The sequence below is a fragment of the Planococcus sp. FY231025 genome, from assembly GCF_052078085.1.
In the GTDB taxonomy this organism is placed as follows: domain Bacteria; phylum Bacillota; class Bacilli; order Bacillales_A; family Planococcaceae; genus Planococcus.
This window is the reverse complement of record NZ_JBQJJG010000004.1, coordinates 539,720-559,292: the sequence shown is the minus strand read 5'-3', so window position 1 is coordinate 559,292 and position 19,573 is coordinate 539,720. Positions and strand designations below refer to the sequence as shown.

Sequence of the window (19,573 nt, the reverse complement as noted above, 5' to 3'; positions counted from 1 at the left end):
CAAACACTCCTAAAAATCGTATCGTACTAAACAGCTTATCACATCCAGGCCCCCTTTTTCTTCTTGCGAAACCGAAGAAAAGGGCCAAAATTAAAAACAGTCCCAAAAGCTCATGCCCCTGGAACTGCTGTTGTTTTCTCCAATATAAAAAAGTAAGGGGCCTTATCGCCTTTTCTGTCCATCATGCCGAGGAGCACACCTTCTCCCGCTTTGCGGAAATGATCGATGATCGGCAAATTGTCGTATACCATGGCTGCACCAACTTTTCCACGGTGCTCGATGCGGCGCATGCGCGCTTTTCCGCCCGTCGCCTTCAGCAGTTTTCCCTTGTCGTAAACCGGCGCCGGATCGACCGCGACGATTTTTCCGCCGGGCAGCTCGAAAAGAAGCGGATCGACATTCTCGGCATCATGGAAAGCCTTTCCGTACCAATTCAATTTCTTCATCACCCCATCGAGCGGGTGCCCGGTACGGAGCTCACGCCCCCGCCAAACACCGAGCAGTTCTTCGGGACGGACCGCTCCCAGTTCATCGAACAGCCGGCAAGCGGTATGGGTATCGGTTTCGCCAGCTTCAGCAATTTTCAGGAATTCCGATTCAGCTCCCATCTCCGGCATCCCTTAAATGTCCATTTCCCAGCGCTGCGCTTCTTCTTCCTTCATCTGCTTCTCCGTCTCCGGCGGATACGCCGTACGGAATTTATGCGAATCCTGCGGTATGATCTCCACCATTTTTGCAATCATATCAGCAGGGTCGTACTGGTCCTCAAGCGCCTTGTCCGCCTCTTCCATGTCCGCTTTTTTGGTGAAATGGAGATCTTCGTCGTACCATTTCCATTTCGCTTCTGCACTGCGGTCATTAAACCCTGTATCATATGCACCTGGATTGATGGTGGCCACCTGCACGCCGAATTCCTTCAATTCCTTTTGCATCGTCTGGGCGATGGCTTCGATTGTGTGTTTTGTCGCTGTATACGGACCGACGTACGGCGTCGCCATTATGCCGGCCATCGATGACATGAAGATGATTTTCCCTTTTCCTTTCGCAACAAACTTCTGCGCGGCAATCTGCGCCGTTTCGAGCGTACTGAAAACATTCACTTCAAAGAGCTTCCGGAAATTGGCCATTGGCACTTCTCCGAGTGGGCCGCCTTCATTGATTGCGGCGTTCGCCACGAATATATCAAAGTCGTATTCCAGAATCTGTGCCAAATCTTGAGGATTCGTGATGTCCATCTTGAATACCTCAAGTTCCACACCCTCGGCTTTTGCCGCTTCCCGCAGTTCGGTCACCTGAGGCGCAATTTCCACCGGCGCGATGACACGGTGCCCTTCTTTCGCAAGCCCAAGCGCCGTCCCTTTTGCCAGGCCGCTGCCCGCTCCTGTAATGAAAATTGTTTTACTCATCCAATCATCCTCCTATTTTTCTTCTTACCCCTTGCTTTCCCTGCAGCCATGCGGGTAAACCAAAAAAAGCCCACCCCACGGCCGGCTTTACAGCTTATAGATAAAAGAATATTTATCCCTCTTTAAGAATGAAGTTACATTTGAAAGAAGCTATCCCGGATCCTCCACTTCAAGCGGACGCTTTCTGCGGGCTCGCGCCGAACTAACTCGGACTGGCGTCCGAGTGGATTTCGGCACTTCGCTATCCCGCAGGAAATCCAATGGCCGAAGGCAGTTCGGTCATTGGATTTGCGACGAAGTGCGAAGCACTGCAGGAGCACAATGTTTGCACTTTCCGCCTTCCGTTGCGGTCCTGAAGCCAGCGGCTTGTACCTAACATACAAAACAGAATCAGTATCCTAACCTTATCTTTTGATACAGGTGACGCTCCCGGCTGGGCTGGCCACGGAGACTCCTGTGGGAGCAGCGAAGCGACTCGAGCTGAAGGCCCCGCAGGAAAGACTTAACCTGCCAAGTCTTTGCGACGAAGCTAGCGCAGCGATGCAGGAGCATGGTTTTCCAGTGACGAGGAGACTGAAGCCGAGCCCACGGAAAGCGAAGTGGCCAGCCCGGTCAGGCTGATACATCTCTATTCATCATAATTCGACTTTGTCTATAGTTTGAAAAGCCGGCCTCTTGGCCGGCTTTGTTCCACTTCCTTCTATAGTATACTCACGTTCCCCACTTATACATGTTGAACTGTTCAGCATATTTCACATATTTTTGGAGCGCCCGCTGAAGTTCCAACTCGTTTTTCGCAAGCATCCGCTCTCTTGTTTTTTTGCGTTTGAACCGGGTGCCATAAGCTTCCTGCACGGCATCATTCCGTTCCTTCAAAACACGAAATTCAAAAGCCACGTCCTCGTCAGGGTCTGCCAGCAGCGAAGCGAGCATCCCGGCTTTTAAATACAATTCCGCCGTCTCGTACTCTCCTTGTCTTTGAGCCAGCATGCCGGCAACAATAAGGCTCGGCAGGCTCTGGTCAACGCCCCTGGCCAAATCGGTCAGCATTTCGATCATCGCACGCCGGTTGCGGGTCAAGGACAGCACATAAAATGCATGCGGTATTTGGTTGACCGGGGTTTCCGTGATAAATGCATCCACTTTTTCGATCAGCTCTTCCGGGCGGACCAAATCGATCAGCATTGCCAACCGGTATGTTTCATATAAAATATACCTGTCCATACTCCACCGCCCGTCTCGCCCCAATGTCTGGTAGTCTGCTGATTCCATTTTACCGGAACTTGTTCCAGTGTTTAAATAATTCCGAATTTTTGAAATTCTTATTCCTTACTGTGGTAATAATTAACAAAAAAAGCCCATTCATATCGAATGGACTCCTGAATGCTTTTGTAAAATAATGGTTGTTTAATTCGCTGCGCCATAACTTCCCATGCGTCGCTTCACTTGGATATACGAAGCAGCCTCCGCAATCTCTTGTTCATCCAGCGGCTTATTATCAAGCATCAAATTATAATCATTTATCACAGAAGCATTTTGAAGGTCCAAATCGACAATTTTCTCCGTTCGGTCCAGCAGCCCATCTACAGATACATCGAAAAAGTCAGCCAAGCGAGAAAGATGGCTTACTGTTATTTGTTTTTTCCCGCTTTCATATGCCCAGATCGCACTTTTAGCAAAGCCTACTTTTTCAGCCAATTGTTCCGGAGACAATTCTTTTGCTTCGCGCAGGTCTCTGATTTTCTTTCCCAAATCATTCATTAGTTTTCCTACTCCTTTATTTATATTCTAACTATTTTAAATATACTGTATCTTGGAATATTACACAATATATTTCTATAATATTCAGACATAAATATGTCTTTTTTATGACCCACTTCGACATTTTTCGCGATTTTTTCCATTATATAGGCAAATTGCTTTACTTTTTTTACCGACAGCTTCCTTAGATACCTCGCCAATCTAAATTTCTTTTCCTTGTGCAGAAAAGTTCTACTCTTTTAAATTCATTTATTATTTTAAAAAAATAATAAATGATATTCCCGTAAATTGAATTATTAAGAATCCCCAATAATTCTGCCTATTTTACTAATTTTCATATTTATTTTGATTTATTTAATTAAAAAAAGTATTATAGTAGCATACATTAAAAGGGGGTAGTAAGATGTCTGACAAGTTAAGTCGCCAAGACATCGTGAACAGTGTGCCGCAAAAAGGATTCTTCGGCCATCCAAAAGGGCTGTTCACTTTATTTTTCACTGAATTCTGGGAGCGCTTCTCTTATTATGGAATGAGAGCGATCCTTGTCTATTACATGTACTATGAACTTTCGCAAGGAGGGCTGGGGCTCGACCAGACTGTCGCGCTTTCCATCATGTCCATCTATGGATCCCTCGTCTATATGTCGGGGATCATCGGCGGCTGGCTCGCCGACCGGATATTCGGAACCTCGAAAGCCGTCTTCTACGGCGGTATCCTGATCATGCTTGGGCATATTGCACTTGCCATTCCGGGCAGCCTGTCCCTATTCTTCGTCTCCATGGTCTTGATCGTCCTGGGTACGGGCTTGTTGAAGCCGAACGTCTCGAGCGTTGTTGGTGAAATTTATGCAGAAAACGACGACCGCCGGGATGCCGGTTTCAGTATCTTCTATATGGGCATCAACTTGGGTGCATTCCTTGCACCGTTGATCGTCGGAACAGTAGGCATGAAAATCAATTTCCATCTGGGCTTCAGCATCGCCGCTGTCGGCATGTTCCTTGGTTTGGTCGTCTTCATTGCAACGAAAAAGAAAAATCTTGGCTACGCCGGGACAGTGGTACCGAATCCGCTTTCTCCTGCTGAACGGACAAAAACGTTCACTTCCTTGGCAGTCGGCGCAATCGCCATTGCCGCAATCGTCTATTTCGGCCTGCAATTCGGATTCCTGACATTTGACAGCTTTATCGCGACCGTCGGTGTTCTGGGAATCTTGCTTCCTACCATTTATTTTGTGGTCATGTACCGCAGCAAGAAAACGACAGAAGTGGAACGTTCGCGCATCCTTGCGTACATTCCATTGTTCATCGCTTCTGTCATGTTCTGGGCCATTCAGGAGCAGGGGTCGACGATCCTTGCAGCTTACGCGGATACCCGCACGGATCTGGAATTCGCCGGAATCACCATCTCCCCTGCCTGGTTCCAGTCGTTGAATCCGCTGTTCATCATCACGTTGGCACCGGTATTCGCGTGGATGTGGGTTAAACTAGGCAGCCGCCAGCCGTCCATCCCGCAGAAATTCTCACTCGGCCTTTTGTTTGCCGGAATTTCATTCCTGGTCATCCTGCTGCCTGCGTATTTCGGCGGACCGGATACACTTGTGAATCCATTATGGCTTGTACTGAGCTACCTGATCATCGTATTGGGCGAACTTGCCTTGTCGCCGGTCGGATTGTCAGCAACCACTAAACTTGCCCCTGCCGCTTTCTCGGCGCAGACGATGAGCCTGTGGTTCCTGTCAAACGCAGCCGCACAAGCAATCAACGCACAACTTGTTAAATTCTACTCAGCTGAAAATGAAATGATGTATTTCGGTTTGATCGGTGGAGCATCCATCGTCCTGAGTATCATCCTGTTCCTGTTAGCTCCAACCATCCAACGCTATATGCGCGGCGTGCGCTAATATAAAGAAGAAAATCCCGGAAGAAGACTCGCTTCCGGGATTTTTTGGCTTTCGAGAGACCTTTTATAAATTTCTCAATGAATAAAACAAACTTTCCACACCGCTTCGGCCGTTTTGGGCATGGCTTTCGCCATGAGCCGGGAAAGAACACCCGTCTCCTGGCTTCGCCTAGCCCGTGGACGCGCCGGCGCTGGTTTCGCTCTTTAAAACTTGCCACTTTATCCATTTAAGTAGCGCTATCTGAGATATGAAGCAAAACAGCGGAGAAAACCATACTGCTCCTGCAGCGCTACGCGCTTCGTCGCAAAGTACCGGCCAGATGCTGTTTGGCCGGTACTTGCCTGCGGGAAAGCGAGACAGCCGAGACCCCGCAAGTCGCGCAAGCGACTGAGGAGGCTTGGCGCTCGCCCGCGGCCAGCGAAGCTGTTTTGCGGAATATCGATTAAAAGACAAGTATTTTATATCTTTCTCAACAAGAAGAAAATCCCGGAAGCAGACTTGCTTCCGGGATTTTTTGCATCAATTTTCTTTTATGACGAGCCCCATTTGACGGGCGAACGCCATAGCTTGCTCCGGAGAGACCGTACAGCCTGCCAGCTTTTCGACCGTTACTTGGATGTTCTCGAACGAGTTGCTGCTGAGGTCGACACCGCTGAGCCCCGTCTCCGCGAAATTGACATCGTTCAGATTGCAGCGGCCGAATTCCGTGTTCTTCAGCTCCGCTTCGTAAAAGTCGGCATAGCGCATCGAACACCCTTCAAACCGGGACGTGTTGCACAGTGAAAAGCCGAATGCCGCATAATTGAGCACACAATCCGCAAACAGTGTGTGGCGGATTCCCGCTTCGGCAAAATTGGTCCCGACCAGCTTCGAATTACGGAATTCCGTCCGGTGAAAAACGGTGCGGCTGAAATCGGCATTGGACAGGTCGCAATTGATGAAGAGGGCATCGACGAATTCACTGCGCGGCCATACAGCTTCCGCAAAGTTGACGTTCTCGAACACCACCTGGTCCACACGCAGCCCTTCCTGCGCCGCGAAATCAATCGTTTCCTGCGAGATTTTGCATTTGCTTATGTAATGGTCGTCCATAGCGGACGAAAATGGCACCACTTCCAGTTCTTCCGGTATGGACGGTGCTGAACGCTTTGTTTTTTTCATGGGCTGCCCCTTCCTATAGAAACAAGCGGCCGCTTCGCAAGCGGAGCAGCCGCCGTTTCTTCATGCTGTTATTTCAGGGAGGGCACTTTTTCAATGCACGAACGGACAACGCCCGGTTCTTCGATGCGGTCATCCGTCACTTCCACCTGGTACAGCTTATTATTGTGCATAAACTTGAAGATTCCATTGTTGAAATCGGTGCCGATCTCTTTGAAGAAGATGCCTTCGTACTGGCATTCCTTGGTTTGGGAAAAGCTGATTTTGTAGGTGTCCGCATCCTTCACCAAATAACAGCGGACCCCTTTTTCAAACTCTTCGTGCTCGTCGCCTTTGATGGTCCGGTCGACCGATACCACATGAAAATCTGCAAAAGGGATTTCCCGCAGCAGCGAATTCATGAATGAGCCTTTTGTGATTTCTTCCCACCGGCTGCGTGCAGTCTGCCCGATGATGATTTGCGTAATATTCAAATCATGCGCTACTTCCGCAATGACTTTTGCAGAGGGCCGGCTTTCATTGTCGCGGATGACGAATTCTTCTGCCCCGAATTCATCAGCCAGCTCTTTCCAGCGCTCGACATAAGCTGATTTCTCCGCATCGAATTCATCGAACGGCAAGGCATCCACTGTCAGTATATACAATGGGCAATCCAGCATTTCCGCCAGCTTGTTCCCTCGTTTGATCAAACGCTCGCCGTTCGGTCCGTAAAACACACAAACCAAAATGCTTTCGTCCATCCGTCCTCTGATTTTCTTCATTTGTATTCACCCTCCAGGGTTTGATATTTCCGGATCTCTTTATTCAAAACTATGACATTGTACTGCGAATGCCGCCAAAAATCAAGAAGGCGAGGCTGCAATTCAGGCAGCTGTCCCCAGGAATCTTCACCATTAACTGAACCATAGCTGAGCTGAGGCATGAAAGCAAGCTTTCTTTCCTGTATAATTTGGACTGAATGCCTCAGCTGTGCAATAGCTGAGTTGCGATATTATTTTTGGAGGTTTTGCTGTGCATGTCTTGATTCTTGCCATTTTATTCCCGTTCCTGGCAGCTGCCCTTGTCCCCGTCATCCACAGGCGCATCGGGCGCTTGAACATCGGCTGGCTGGCGCTTCTTGTGCCGCTGATGCTGTTCGGGCTTTTGGTTTTCCAGATCCCCCTCGTCTCTTCAGGGGAAACCGTCAATGCCACACTCAACTGGATCCCCTCCCTCGGCATCAACTTTTCAATCTATCTGGACGGTCTCAGCCTGATCCTGGCCCTGCTGATTTCCGGCATGGGCGCGCTTGTTGTACTCTATTCCATCTACTATCTATCTCCAGCGGATTCCTTGCCGCATTTCTATGCTTATTTGCTGTTGTTCATGGGCGCAATGCTCGGGGTCGTCCTATCCGACAACCTGCTCGTCCTCTATGTTTTCTGGGAATTGACGAGCATCTCCTCTTTTCTGCTGATCGCTTTCTGGTATCACAGGAAAAATTCACGGGCCGGTGCGCAGAAATCCTTGCTCATCACCGTATTCGGCGGATTCGCGATGCTTGCCGGCTTCCTGATGATCCATTCCATGACGGGCACTTACAGCATCCGTGAAATGGCCGCATCCATTCCGCAGTACACGGAGCATGCCCTGTTCTATCCGGCGATGTTTCTGGTACTGCTCGGCGCGTTTACAAAATCCGCCCAATTCCCTTTCCATATCTGGCTTCCGGATGCCATGGAAGCGCCGACGCCGGTCAGCGCTTATCTGCATTCCGCGACCATGGTGAAAGCGGGCATCTATCTCGTCGCCCGCTTCACGCCGATATTCGGCGGGACTTCCGCCTGGTTCTGGACCGTTACGCTAGTCGGCCTCGTGACGCTTTTCTGGGGCTCATTCAACGCTGTCCGCCAGACCGACCTGAAAGCGCTTCTTGCCTATTCGACCATCAGCCAGCTCGGCTTGATCATGAGCCTGTTCGGGATGGGTTCTGCAGCGATCCGCTTCGGGGCCGGACCGGAAGGCGCGCTTTATGGCCTTGCCACGTTCGCTGCGCTGTTCCATCTGGTTAACCACTCCACATTCAAAGGAGCCTTGTTCATGGTGGTCGGCATCATTGACCATCAGGTCGGAACACGTGATATCCGCCGCCTCGGCGGGCTGATTTCCTTTTTGCCGATCACCATGGTATTCGGCGTCATCGGCAGTTTCTCCATGGCTGGCCTGCCTTTCTTCAACGGCTTCCTCAGCAAGGAGATGTTCTTCACCGCTTCGCTGAATGCCATGTCCATGCCGATATTCTCCGCAGTAACGTGGGGCTGGCTGATTCCGGCCATCGCCTGGACGGCAAGTGTGCTGACCTTTGTTTATTCGATGGTCATCGTTTTCCAAACCTTCTTCGGCAATTATCATCCGAAGAAGCTGGATAAAAAGCCGAAAGAGGCGCCGTTGGGCATGCTGATTCCGCCCGCCATCCTGTCGTTGCTAATCATTGCGATTTTCTTCGCTCCGAATCTGCTCGGCGACCACCTGCTCGCACCCGCCCTTGCCGGCCTGTTGCCTGGCATCGATGCCGCGCCGCATATTTCCGCTTGGCACGGCTTCAATGCAGAGCTATTGATGACAGCCGGAGTCGTCCTTTTCGGCGCCCTGCTGTATATTTTCCGCCACCGCTGGAAATGGGTTTACGGGCTCCTGCCCGACTCATGGGCGTTCAACTCGCTCTACAGCCGGATGCTTTCCGGCATGGAGCGGAATGCTTCAGCGTTCACATCCGCGTACATGACCGGACACCTGCCACATTACTTCGCTTATATATTTGCATTTTTCGCAGCTGCGGCCGGCGGGACGCTCCTGTTTTCCGGTGCGCTGTCGCTCGACTTCGCGAACGATGCCCCGGTTCCGGTTTACGAATTCCTGCTGGCGTTCGCCATGATGGCAGCGGCGGTTGCCATCGTGTTTGCCAAGTCCAGGCTGACCGCCACCTTATTGAACGGCGTGCTTGGCTATTCTATCGCCATATTTTTCGTGCTGTTCCGGGCACCGGACCTGGCGCTGACGCAGCTGGTCATTGAAACGGTGACCACCGTGCTCTTCCTGCTCGTCTTTTATCAGCTGCCTGAATGGCGGCCCGAAAACTCTCCAAGACGGGTGAAGGTCCGCAACGCCATCATTGCAATAGTCGGCGGCTTGACGGTGATGCTGATCGGGTTGACGGTCAACAGCACCCGATTGTTCGAGACGATTTCGAGCTTCTACGAAAATTCCTATGAGCTGGCAGGCGGGAAAAACATCGTTAATGCCATCCTCGGAGATTTCCGCGGATTCGATACGTTGCTTGAATCGCTGGTCCTTTTCATCGCCGGCCTCGGCGTGTTTACATTGATCCGCTATAAAGGCAAAAAGGGGGCGAGAAAACATGAAAATCAATGATGTCATTCTTCAAACGGTCGTCAAAGCTGTCGTGCTGATCATCTTTACATTCGGCATCTATCTGTTCATGTCCGGCCACAACGAGCCGGGCGGCGGCTTTATCGGCGGCCTCGTTCTCGCTTCCGCGTTTGTCTTGATGTTTCTGTCCTACGAATCCGAGACGGTCAGCGACGCCATTCCGTTCGACTTCAAGAAGCTGTCGGCGCTCGGCGTCCTGCTGGCGATGTCCAGCGCGACTGTGCCGATGTTCTTCGGCCAGCCGTTCCTCAGCCAGTCGTTCGGCTATTTCGATCTGCCGCTTTTCGGCAAGACCGAACTGGCCACGGTGACCATTTTCGAAGCCGGAATCGCTCTCACGGTTGTCGGGGTCGTCGTCAATATAATCTTAAGCATAAGCGAGGATGAATAGCCCATGGAATCTTTGATCATCATATTGGTCGGCGTCCTTACGGCTGTCGCCATCTACTTAGTCCTGTCCCGCAATGTCATCCGCGTCATCCTCGGGACGGCCATCCTGTCCCATGCTGTCCATCTTCTTATCCTGGCGATGGGCGGCTTGAAAAAAGGGACTGTCCCGCTGCTCGGCGAAGAATCCGAGAGTTATGTGGATGCACTTCCGCAAGCCCTGATCTTGACGGCCATCGTCATCAGTTTCGCTGTCACTGCCTTTATCCTTGTGCTCGCTTACCGGGCATACCAGGAACTCGGCAGCGACGACCTCGGCGACATGAGGGGGGCAAACGATGAATAACCTTATCCTGCTGCCGATGCTGCTGCCAATCCTGGCGGGCGTCACGCTGATTTTCCTGCGCACGTTCGGCCGGCTGCAGGCTTGGTTCAGCATTGCGGTAATGGTTTCCGTTGCCGCGATATCTGCCTTCCTGCTGCACAGCATCCAGACCGAAGGCATCCTCCGGCTCGATTTCGGCGGATGGACGCCGCCTTTTGGCATTCTGTTCGTTGCCGATTCGTTTTCGCTGCTGCTTGTCCTGACGACGAGCGTCGTCGCTCTGGTCTGCCTGCTGTATGCCCTGTTCACTACAGGCAAACTGCTTGAATCGATGTATTTCTACCCGACTGTGCTGTTTCTCATCGCAGGAGTCAACGGTTCATTCCTGACCGGCGATTTGTTCAACCTGTTCGTCTGTTTCGAAGTGATGCTTCTGTCATCCTACGTCCTGCTTACGCTCGGCGGCTCGAAGCGCCAATTGCGCGAAGCCGTCAAATACGTGGCCATCAACATCGTCTCTTCCTGGTTTTTCCTGGTTGCATTGGCTTATTTGTACGGGACGGTCGGCACGTTGAACATGGCCCATATCGCGGTCCGGGTTGCAGAAGCCGGACAAGGTCCGCTGCTGACCACAATCAGCATCGTCTTCCTGACTGTCTTCAGCCTGAAAGCCGGCCTGCTGCTTTATTTCTGGCTGCCGGGCTCCTACAGCACTCCGCCGACGGTGGTTTCCGCTTTGTTCGGAGCACTGCTTACGAAAGTCGGCATCTATGCACTATTCCGGATATTTTCCCTGATTTTCAATCATCATCCCGACATCACCCATACCATCATCGGCGTCATGGCGGCCTTGACGCTGATCGGCGGAAGCCTCGGTGCCATCGCCTATAACGATATCCGGAAGATCGCCGCCTACAACATCGTCATCTCGGTCGGCTTCCTGCTTGCCGGGCTGGCCATCTTTACACCGGAAGCCATCGAAGGCGCTGTCTATTACCTGATCCACGACATGGTCGCCAAAGCGCTCCTGTTCCTGCTGATCGGCACGATGATTTCCATGACCGACACCACCCAGCTGAGCCAGATGAGCGGCCTCATGAAAAACTACCCGCTTCTCGGCTGGTCGTTCTTCATCGCCATGCTGTCGCTTGCGGGAATTCCGCCGCTCAGCGGATTCATCGGCAAGGTCCTGATTTCCCAGGGAGCCATCGCAGGCGGCAATTACGTCCTGCTGGCGTTGGCGCTGTTATCGAGCCTTTTTGTCCTTTACTCGCTGCTGCGCATCTTCAAAAGCAGTTTCTGGGGCGAGACCATCATCAGCAAAGAGGACCAGGTGCCGCTTCAAAACCGCTTCCTAGTCCCGACGCTGATCCTGGTCCTGTTGACGTTCGGCCTCGGCTTCGGCACAGAATCGCTTTCCGTATACGTCACGGATGCGGCTGATACGCTGATGAACCCGGACGTTTATACCGATGCCATATTGGAAGGGGATGGCCAATGATGCCCCTACACCGCCCTTCCCGAAAAACCGATGAAAGGAGTGGCTGCTGATGCCGGCCCAATTTCTGCTGAATATACTGATCGCTGTGCTGTGGACGCTGCTGATGGATGAAGATGCGTTCCACTTATCGACTTTCATCGCCGGCTACCTCACCGGCATCGGCATCCTATTTTTCATGCACCGCTTTTTCGGCACCAAATTTTATCTGTTGCGCGTCTATTCAACGCTTAAGCTGCTGTTCATCTTCATCTCGGAGCTAGCGCAGTCCAGCTTGCTGATCATGAAACAAATCTTGAGCCCAAAACTGAAAATAAAACCCGGAATCTTCACTTATGAACACAGCATGGTCGGCCCGTATGAATTGACGACGCTCGCTTTGCTGCTGACCCTGACGCCGGGTTCGGTCGTCATGGAAGTTTCGCCGGATGGCAAGACCTTCTACATCCATGCGATGGACGTCGAAGAGTCGCGCGACGATGTCCTGCGGTCCATCAAAGTTTTTGAAAAAGCCATTATGGAGGTGACCAGAGGATGATTGAAACCATGCTTACCGTGGCGTTATCGCTGTTCATCCTGGCCATTCTGCTTGCGCTCTACCGCATCATCCGTGGGCCATCGATGCCAGACCGGGTAGTTGCACTCGATATGATCGGCGTCAACTTGATTTCGGCAGTGGCGGTCTTTTCTGTCGCACTTGAGACACGCGCCTTTCTGGAAGTCATTTTGATTGTCGGCATCCTGGCATTTATCAGCACCATCGCCTTGGCCCGGTTCGTGGAAAGGGGAGATATCGTTGAGCACAAACGGAAGCTTTGAATACCTTGGCGCTTTCCTGATCCTGATCGGTTCGATTATGGCCGTCATCAGTGCAATCGGAATCCTGCGCCTTCCCGACGTCTATACCCGGTCGCACGCAGCCACCAAAAGCTCGACGCTTGCGGTATTGCTGTCGCTGACCGGCACATTCATCTATTTCTGGGCGGCAGAGAACTTCATCAGCGTCCGGCTTCTGCTGGGCATCGCGTTCGTCTTCCTGACAGCACCGGTCGCCGGCCACCTCATCACGCGGGCGGCTTACCGGTCGCACGTCAAACTCTCGGATTCCTCGACAGAAGACGCTTTGAAAGAAGTGCTCCATCCGGATCGCACAGAGAAATGACAGGCAGCCCCCCAGGATGCCTGTCATTTTTTTGCTTTATTCCCTAAGTTTATATCGGAAGACATAGGGAATAGGAAGGGAAAAAGCGGTAGAAGGGGATGCATGATGCAAAATGTCAAAGACACATTCAAAGAAGTCGCCGCTGCTATCCTGCCCGTGACAATCGTTGTCTTGATCCTGCAAGTCACCCTCATTCGCCTGCCGCTCGAAGCATTTCTGCAATTCCTGATCGGAGCGGCATTTGTCAGCATCGGCTTTTTCCTGTTCCTGCTTGGCGTGACTGCCGGGCTCCTGCCCGTCGGTGAGCTGATCGGAAAACGGCTGCCGAGGACAAAGAAAAAGTCCCTCATCATCGGCACCGGATTCCTTCTCGGTCTGGTCGTCACAATCGCAGAGCCCGATGTCCGCGTACTGGCCCGGCAGATCGACGGAGTCTCCCATGGCGAGATTTCCTCAGGCGTCCTGGTGCTGTCCGTTGCTCTCGGCCTCGCCATCTTTGTCGCACTCGCGATGGTGCGTACGATTTTCAGCATCCCCCTCCATTATTTCCTGGTGGGCGGATACGCTCTGGTTTTTGCATTGGCCTTTTTCGTGCCGCACGAATATGTGGCGATCTCGTTTGATTCCGGCGGAGTGACAACAGGGCCGATGGCCGTCCCGTTCATCATGGCGCTTGGCGTCGGTGTCGCAAGCGTCCTGCGCAGCGACTCTCCCGCTTCGAGTGAAGGATTCGGGCTGATCGGACTCGCTTCCATCGGCCCCATTTTGGCCCTTATGGTGTTGGGGGTGCTATTCCAGTGAATTTCCACGTATTTGAGGGTTTTGCCGAAATCCTCAAAGAAGTAAGCCTGGCCCTGGTCCCGCTCATCCTGTTTTTCACGCTTTTCCAAGTGTGGATGCTCCATCTCCCCAGGCAGCGCATCTTTCAGGTCATCCTCGGATTCGTGCTTACGTTCTTCGGAATGGCTTTTTTCCTGCAAGGCGTCCACATCGGTTTTTTCCCGATTGGTGATATGATGGGACAGGCCCTTGGGAAAAGCGACCGCATCTGGCTGGTCATTCCAATCGGCTTTGTCCTCGGATTCGCGGCAACTTTCGCTGAACCGGCCGTCAGCATCGTCAACGGTGAAGTCGACCGGGTGACCGGCGGCTATATATCGGAAAAAATGATGCTGTACACGGTCTCGACCGGGGTCGGCATCTCCATCGCCCTATCCATGGTCCGCATCCTGTATGGCATTTCCCTTTGGTATTTTCTTGTTCCCGGTTATTTACTGGCTTTAATATTGATCTTTTTCTCAAGCAAGACCTTCATCGCCATCGCGTTCGATTCCGGCGGAGTGGCGACCGGCCCTATGACCGTGACATTCATCTCTGCCATGTCGGTCGGAATCGCTACCGCAACCGAAGGGCGCGACCCTCTGACAGACGGATTCGGGCTGATTGCCCTCGTGGCCCTGACGCCGATTATCGCAGTCCTTATCGTCGGGTTGATCTTTACAAGGAAAGGAGGCGCCGGCCAAGATGAATCTTAACCACAGACTGATGGTCGCCATCGTAAAACGCGGGTACTCAAGGGCCGTTATTGCCGAAGCGAAGAAGGCAGGAGCAGATGGCGCAACAATCCTGTACGGCGAAGGAATCGGACGGAATGAAAAACCGACATTCCTCGGTCTTCCTGCGACCCATGAAAAAGACATCATTTTCATCGCAGTGGACGGTAGCATAGAAATGGCTGTAGCGGAAGCTGTATCGAGCTGTGCGAAGCTCGGGCTTCCAGGCAACGGACTCGGATTCACAGTCCACTTGAACCAGCTTCTCGGGGTGCCCCACCTGTCCGACCGCATTAAATTCGTGAAACCGAAGAAAGGGGAACGCCAATTGAATTCGACCCATGAACAATTTCAATTGATTGTCACCATCGTCAACAGCGGAGATTCCCAGAAAGTGGTGGCCGCTGCCGCAGAAGCCGGAGCAGAAGGCGGCACAATCCTCACTGGACGCGGTACCGGCGTAAATGAACAGAATAAATTCATGAACTTCTCCATCGATCCCGAAAAAGATGTTGTCCTGACCTTGGTCCCGGAAAGCTATGCACACGCCGTAGTGAAAAGCATCGAAAATGCCATCGATCTCTATTCCCCTGGACAAGGCATCGCCTTTTTGATTGATGTCGAAGAAGTCTTCGGGGTCAACCATTCTTCATTGAACAAACCAAGCACTCCATAAAAAGGCTAAAGGGATGGAATCCTATGGATTCCATCCCTTTAGCCTGAAGTGGATTAGCAAGCACAGCTTTTCTTAAATGTATCATCATTCTTTAAGAGAAATAAATATTCTCTTGTCCATAAACTTAGGGGCTGTCCAAAAAGTCCAGAACTGAAGAGCAAAGGAGAAAAAGTCGCACTTTTTCTCCTTTGCTCTTTTCCATATTCTATAAACGGCTACTGGGAATGGAGGCGGCGAGCAAGTTGGACGAAGGCACTTCGGCCAACTTGTTTGCGACGAAGCAGCGAAGCGATGCAACGCCCTTTCATGTCTCGAAGCTAGCGCAGCGACGGTTTTTCATGCACCGAAGCTAGCGTAGCGATGCAGGTGCAATGCAGAGACAGGAGCATCGGTTTTTCCAGCGGGGCAGCGTAGCGACGAAGTGCCGAAATCCACTCGGACGCCAGTCAATGCTTGACCGAAGCTTGCGAGGGCAAGTATTTGCGACGAGCTTGCGCAGGAGCACAGGTTCTTAGTTAATTCGGCGCGAGCCCGTGGAAAGCGTCCGCCGCAATGGACAGCAGCCATTCTAGGACAATCCCTTTCTTTATTTCCGCAGGTGAAGAAATGTCAACAAGACGATCCAGTATGGCGGGCTTGTTTCTGTTTTCGCGCGCCACACTTCGCTTTTCATTCGCCCTTTTTCGACTTGCTGCTTAATCGCCTGCATATGCTCGTGCATTTCGGTTTCTTCGATTCGGAACATAAAGCTCTCCTCCTTTATTAGCTCTATTGGCTTTCAATGTTGAATTCAAATGCCCAGGGCCGGTTTGAAGATATCAACAAGGAAACTGCCAGAGCCCTTTTAAAGGGCCAGCTCGCCGATATTCTGCAATTGCGTTTGTTTGGCGGCCGCATCTTCGCCTTTGCCGGCAAACTCCCCTTCACTGACGCGGAGTTTGCTGCGTAGTACGCCTTTCAGTTCCGGATTTGCTGTACGGATGCTGCCGTACAGGTCGATTGCTGCCACCTTCGCTTTCAAGGTCTCTGCCGTTACGTCATCGTTCAGAACCAGCTGCCCTTCCACAATGAAATTCAGTGTTTCCTCTGCTTCCAGCAGCTCGTTCTCGGACCATTCTTCCTCCCCTTCGATGTAGGCGAACCGGTCTGCATAAGACAGCACTTCTGTTTCCATCCGGTCGAGTCTCTCATAGACCAAGTCCTCAATTTCCTCACTGCAGACGATGAATGACTTGGAATCGATTTTTTCAAATGCACTTTCGAACATTTCCCGGGAAATACCGTCCTCTAAAATCAGCGGCTTTTTCGTTTTCAGCTTTTTTCCTTTAAAACTTCGGATTGAACGGGAATTAAGGCGAAGCATTTTCCGTACATTTTCATAGCCAGCAGGGATAATGTCGATCGCTCCGTTAGGGCCAGCATTCATTTTCCGGTAAAGGTAAACGGCCTGCTCTTCATGGACGACCGCCATCCCGTTGATGTCAATATTCTGTATGTTTCTGCTGAACAATTCCATGTCCAAGTCTTTCGGCAAAGTCAGCAAGCCGTTGACAATCAAATTGAGTGGAGAATCGGCTGCCTGTAAATAAGCATCGCTCAAAACCAGATGGCCGTTTTCAAAACGGGGCAATGCTCCCGTATAGCTCTTAACCGAAAAACTGCCTTCGGTGAAAACACGGCTAGCGGTTCCTGCCAGTCCGGGCGGTGCATATACATCTCCGTTGATGTTCAATTGCAGCCGACCGTCCGCCAGCTTTTCCGAATCGACATCCGGCGCAAGGATCACCAGCCCATTGATGACCATCTTCACTTCTTGATCAAGCGCGTCCAGATAAGCCGTATCAATTGTCAAATCGCCGTTGTAATAGCCATAGCTTTCCGGTACTTCAATGGCACGCCCCAAGTTCCCGATGTTCAGCAGGGAAAGCAGATGCGCTTGGCCTGTCCGGTAAAGCACCGCCCCCACGTTGCCGATTTCCTCATACGCTTGGATGCTTTCAGGTGTTGCATTCAATAAATTCAGTAGCCCCACATTGCCGATTCGTTGTCCCATCAAAGATCACCCTCCAAATGTTTTCTTAGCCGTTTAATGGCCTGGTGCAGTTTGTACCTGACAGTGGCCGCTGGAATCCCCAACCCTTTCCCAATTTCCTGGCTGGTCATGCCGAGCCAGTACCGCTTGAATACGAGATCGCCCAGTTCCGGCGAAAGTTTGCCGAGCAGTTCCGCCATTTCCATGCCGCTTGCAGCGTACCGCGGATCCGGGAAATCCATGTCTGTTTCCCAAGCGGACAACCGGTGGTCCCTTCGCCGGTCGTCGATCAGCCGGTTTTTCATCACCCGGAAAAACCAGGCCCGCTGCTTGTGGATGGGCAGATCCTGAAGTGCGCTTTCTTTCAAGGATTTCTCCCACGCATCCTGCACCTGGTCGTATGCTTCCTGATCATGCCGGGAAATGGAACGGGCAAAACGGATCAAATCATCTTTCAGGTTTTCGTGCATTGCATTTGCTTCCATTCCATTCCCCGCTTTCTGTTTTGCTGCCTCTTTCAATAAGATAACGGATGAACCGGGCAAAGTGTTTGAAAAAAATAAAAAAAATACCGGCAAGCTTTTCAGCTCGCCGGTATCATGCATTTCTATTAATATGGATCTGCTTCGTGCCCTTTGGAAGCTGCAGCTTGTGCTACCTTGCTCGCTGCCGGCTTGCCGTAGACTTTCGGTCCATTTTCTTTCATCTCTTTGATGTATTGAATTTTCTGCTCCATGTTCTCACGGACACGGCGGCCGTACTCTTCATCTGCCTGCGTGAAGTGATGGATCATTTCTTCCTGGATCCGCGGATCGCATACAGACAACGCATCGCCCAGGTTGTTGATCAGCTCTTCGCGTTCCCAGTCCTCAAAGCTGCGGTACGTCTCGCCCGCCTGGCCGTAATTGTTGGTGCGGTCGATTGGCTGGCTGACCACCTTGCCGCTGTATTCCGGTTCATGAGTCGCTGTCGGTTCATCGACTTCCTTCACGCCGCCAAGGACTGACGGTTCATAATTGATGTGCGGATTCGGCACATGTTCGCTTGGCCGGTCCATCTGGCCGCCGTACTGGTTCGTCGCCACACGCTTTTTCGGCGCGTTGACTGGCAGCTGCAGGTAGTTCGCCCCGATGCGGTAGCGCTGCGTATCGGAGTAAGAGAAGGTACGCCCTTGCAGCATCTTATCGTCCGAGAAGTCCATTCCATCTACAAGGACCCCTGTACCGAAGGCAGCCTGTTCAATCTCGGCATGGTAGTTTTCCGGGTTGCGGTTCAATACCATCTTGCCGACAGGAAGGAACGGGAATTTGTCCTGCGGCCATAGTTTGGTGTCGTCAAGCGGATCGAAATCCAGTTCCGGATGCTCATCATCGCTCATGATTTGAACGAACAGCTCCCATTCCGGATAATCGCCGCGTTCGATCGATTCGAACAAGTCTTCCGTAGCGTGGCCGACGTTCTCTGCCTGGATTTCATTGGCTTCTGCCTGCGTCAAGTTGCGGATGCCCTGCTTCGGCTCCCAATGGTATTTGACGAGGACTGCTTCGCCTTTGTCGTTGACCCATTTGTATGTGTTGACGCCGGAACCTTGCATATGGCGGTACGTCGCCGGGATGCCCCATGGCGAGAACAGGAATGTAATCATATGCGTCGCTTCCGGGCTGCGCGCAACAAAGTCGAACATGCGCTGCGGGTCCGGCACGTTGGAGACCGGATCGTTCTTGAAAGCGTGGATCATATCTGGGAACTTCATCGCATCGCGGATAAAGAAGATTTTTAAGTTGTTGCCGACCAGATCCCAGTTGCCGTCTTCCGTGTACATTTTCACGGCGAATCCGCGCGGATCGCGTGCAGTTTCCGGGGAGTGCCGGGAGCCTGCCACTGTAGAAAAGCGCACCAGGAGCGGCGTCTGCTTGCCTGCGCCTGAGAACACTTTCGCGCGCGTGTATTTTTCCACCGGCTCATCGCCGACTTTGCCGTAAGTTTCAAAGTAGCCAAACGCACCGGCACCGCGTGCGTGTACAATCCGTTCCGGAATTTCTTCCCGGTCAAAATGTGAGATTTTTTCGATGAAATGGTAGTTTTCAAGTGTAGCCGGTCCGCGATTGCCCACCGTCCGGATATTCTGGTTGTCTTTCACCGGATGGCCTTGGCGGGTCGTCAATGTTTCTTCGCTTTCGCCCGTGCCTTTCCGGTTCTTGAAATCTTCATTCTTCTCCTTCATGAAAATCCTCCTCCACATTAGTCTATCACCCCATATCCTTCCCCTTTCTGCGGCAATTAAAC

At 51.8% G+C, this 19,573-nt stretch carries 21 protein-coding genes; 11 read left to right on the top strand and 10 right to left on the bottom strand.

What is annotated here, in order from left to right:
* Positions 1 to 110: 110 nt before the first annotated feature.
* The 4 genes from ACTL32_RS05965 to ACTL32_RS05950 all read right to left on the bottom strand — a co-directional run bounded on the left by ACTL32_RS05965 (position 111) and on the right by ACTL32_RS05950 (position 3,167).
* A complete protein-coding gene (locus ACTL32_RS05965; RefSeq protein WP_441340607.1) occupies positions 111 to 608 on the bottom strand; it encodes a DUF4334 domain-containing protein in 498 nt (165 codons plus the stop codon).
* A gap of 12 nt (positions 609 to 620) precedes the next feature.
* A complete protein-coding gene (locus ACTL32_RS05960) occupies positions 621 to 1,406 on the bottom strand; it encodes an SDR family oxidoreductase (protein WP_441340606.1) in 786 nt (261 codons plus the stop codon).
* 711 nt (positions 1,407 to 2,117) lie between these two features.
* A complete protein-coding gene (locus tag ACTL32_RS05955; protein WP_441340605.1) occupies positions 2,118 to 2,630 on the bottom strand; it encodes a hypothetical protein in 513 nt (170 codons plus the stop codon).
* Positions 2,631 to 2,813: 183 nt separating this feature from the next.
* Positions 2,814 to 3,167: a helix-turn-helix domain-containing protein gene (locus ACTL32_RS05950; RefSeq protein WP_204891398.1), complete on the bottom strand. Its 354-nt coding sequence runs from the start codon at positions 3,165 to 3,167 to the stop codon at positions 2,814 to 2,816.
* A gap of 403 nt (positions 3,168 to 3,570) precedes the next feature.
* On the opposite strand from ACTL32_RS05950, the gene ACTL32_RS05945 reads away from it, so the two are divergent.
* Positions 3,571 to 5,067, top strand: a complete 1,497-nt coding sequence (locus tag ACTL32_RS05945) for a peptide MFS transporter (RefSeq protein ID WP_441340604.1) — start codon at positions 3,571 to 3,573, stop codon at positions 5,065 to 5,067.
* Positions 5,068 to 5,586: 519 nt separating this feature from the next.
* Here the strand turns inward: ACTL32_RS05945 and ACTL32_RS05940 are convergent.
* Positions 5,587 to 6,228, bottom strand: a complete 642-nt coding sequence (locus ACTL32_RS05940; protein WP_441340603.1) for a pentapeptide repeat-containing protein — start codon at positions 6,226 to 6,228, stop codon at positions 5,587 to 5,589.
* Between the two features lie 68 nt (positions 6,229 to 6,296).
* Complete coding sequence (locus tag ACTL32_RS05935) at positions 6,297 to 6,986, bottom strand: universal stress protein (RefSeq protein ID WP_441340602.1); 690 nt, start codon at positions 6,984 to 6,986, stop codon at positions 6,297 to 6,299.
* 250 nt (positions 6,987 to 7,236) lie between these two features.
* On the opposite strand from ACTL32_RS05935, the gene ACTL32_RS05930 reads away from it, so the two are divergent.
* The 10 genes from ACTL32_RS05930 (at position 7,237) to ACTL32_RS05885 (ending at position 15,255) form a co-directional block, all read left to right on the top strand.
* The gene (locus ACTL32_RS05930) at positions 7,237 to 9,636 is read left to right on the top strand and encodes a Na+/H+ antiporter subunit A (protein ID WP_441340601.1); all 2,400 of its coding nucleotides are present in this window, start codon (positions 7,237 to 7,239) and stop codon (positions 9,634 to 9,636) included.
* On the top strand, positions 9,623 to 10,045 hold the full coding sequence (locus tag ACTL32_RS05925; protein ID WP_441340600.1) for a Na(+)/H(+) antiporter subunit B: 423 nt from the start codon (positions 9,623 to 9,625) through the stop codon (positions 10,043 to 10,045). The genes ACTL32_RS05930 and ACTL32_RS05925 overlap by 14 nt, the downstream gene beginning before the upstream one ends.
* Before the next feature lie 3 nt (positions 10,046 to 10,048).
* A complete protein-coding gene (locus ACTL32_RS05920; RefSeq protein WP_204891404.1) occupies positions 10,049 to 10,387 on the top strand; it encodes a Na(+)/H(+) antiporter subunit C in 339 nt (112 codons plus the stop codon).
* Positions 10,380 to 11,867, top strand: coding sequence for a Na+/H+ antiporter subunit D (locus ACTL32_RS05915; protein ID WP_441340599.1), 1,488 nt, complete (start codon positions 10,380 to 10,382; stop codon positions 11,865 to 11,867). Before ACTL32_RS05920 ends, ACTL32_RS05915 begins: the two co-directional genes overlap by 8 nt.
* 49 nt (positions 11,868 to 11,916) lie before the next feature.
* The gene (locus tag ACTL32_RS05910; protein WP_441340598.1) at positions 11,917 to 12,402 is read left to right on the top strand and encodes a Na+/H+ antiporter subunit E; all 486 of its coding nucleotides are present in this window, start codon (positions 11,917 to 11,919) and stop codon (positions 12,400 to 12,402) included.
* Positions 12,399 to 12,683, top strand: a complete 285-nt coding sequence (locus ACTL32_RS05905) for a Na(+)/H(+) antiporter subunit F1 (protein ID WP_441340597.1) — start codon at positions 12,399 to 12,401, stop codon at positions 12,681 to 12,683. The genes ACTL32_RS05910 and ACTL32_RS05905 overlap by 4 nt, the downstream gene beginning before the upstream one ends.
* Complete coding sequence (locus ACTL32_RS05900) at positions 12,661 to 13,026, top strand: Na+/H+ antiporter subunit G (protein WP_441340596.1); 366 nt, start codon at positions 12,661 to 12,663, stop codon at positions 13,024 to 13,026. Before ACTL32_RS05905 ends, ACTL32_RS05900 begins: the two co-directional genes overlap by 23 nt.
* Before the next feature lie 105 nt (positions 13,027 to 13,131).
* Complete coding sequence (locus ACTL32_RS05895) at positions 13,132 to 13,827, top strand: DUF1538 domain-containing protein (protein ID WP_441340690.1); 696 nt, start codon at positions 13,132 to 13,134, stop codon at positions 13,825 to 13,827.
* Positions 13,824 to 14,561, top strand: a complete 738-nt coding sequence (locus ACTL32_RS05890; RefSeq protein WP_441340595.1) for a DUF1538 domain-containing protein — start codon at positions 13,824 to 13,826, stop codon at positions 14,559 to 14,561. Before ACTL32_RS05895 ends, ACTL32_RS05890 begins: the two co-directional genes overlap by 4 nt.
* Entirely contained in the window at positions 14,551 to 15,255 is a 705-nt protein-coding gene (locus ACTL32_RS05885) for a P-II family nitrogen regulator (RefSeq protein WP_441340594.1), read from the top strand. The genes ACTL32_RS05890 and ACTL32_RS05885 overlap by 11 nt, the downstream gene beginning before the upstream one ends.
* A gap of 586 nt (positions 15,256 to 15,841) precedes the next feature.
* Here the strand turns inward: ACTL32_RS05885 and ACTL32_RS05880 are convergent.
* From ACTL32_RS05880 to ACTL32_RS05865, 4 genes are all read right to left on the bottom strand, one after another.
* Complete coding sequence (locus ACTL32_RS05880; protein ID WP_441340593.1) at positions 15,842 to 16,000, bottom strand: hypothetical protein; 159 nt, start codon at positions 15,998 to 16,000, stop codon at positions 15,842 to 15,844.
* Positions 16,001 to 16,099: 99 nt separating this feature from the next.
* Entirely contained in the window at positions 16,100 to 17,308 is a 1,209-nt protein-coding gene (locus tag ACTL32_RS05875) for a hypothetical protein (RefSeq protein WP_441340592.1), read from the bottom strand.
* Positions 17,308 to 17,772, bottom strand: coding sequence for an RNA polymerase sigma factor (locus ACTL32_RS05870; RefSeq protein WP_441340591.1), 465 nt, complete (start codon positions 17,770 to 17,772; stop codon positions 17,308 to 17,310). The genes ACTL32_RS05875 and ACTL32_RS05870 overlap by 1 nt, the downstream gene beginning before the upstream one ends.
* Before the next feature lie 125 nt (positions 17,773 to 17,897).
* Complete coding sequence (locus ACTL32_RS05865; RefSeq protein ID WP_441340590.1) at positions 17,898 to 19,511, bottom strand: catalase; 1,614 nt, start codon at positions 19,509 to 19,511, stop codon at positions 17,898 to 17,900.
* Positions 19,512 to 19,573: the final 62 nt, after the last annotated feature.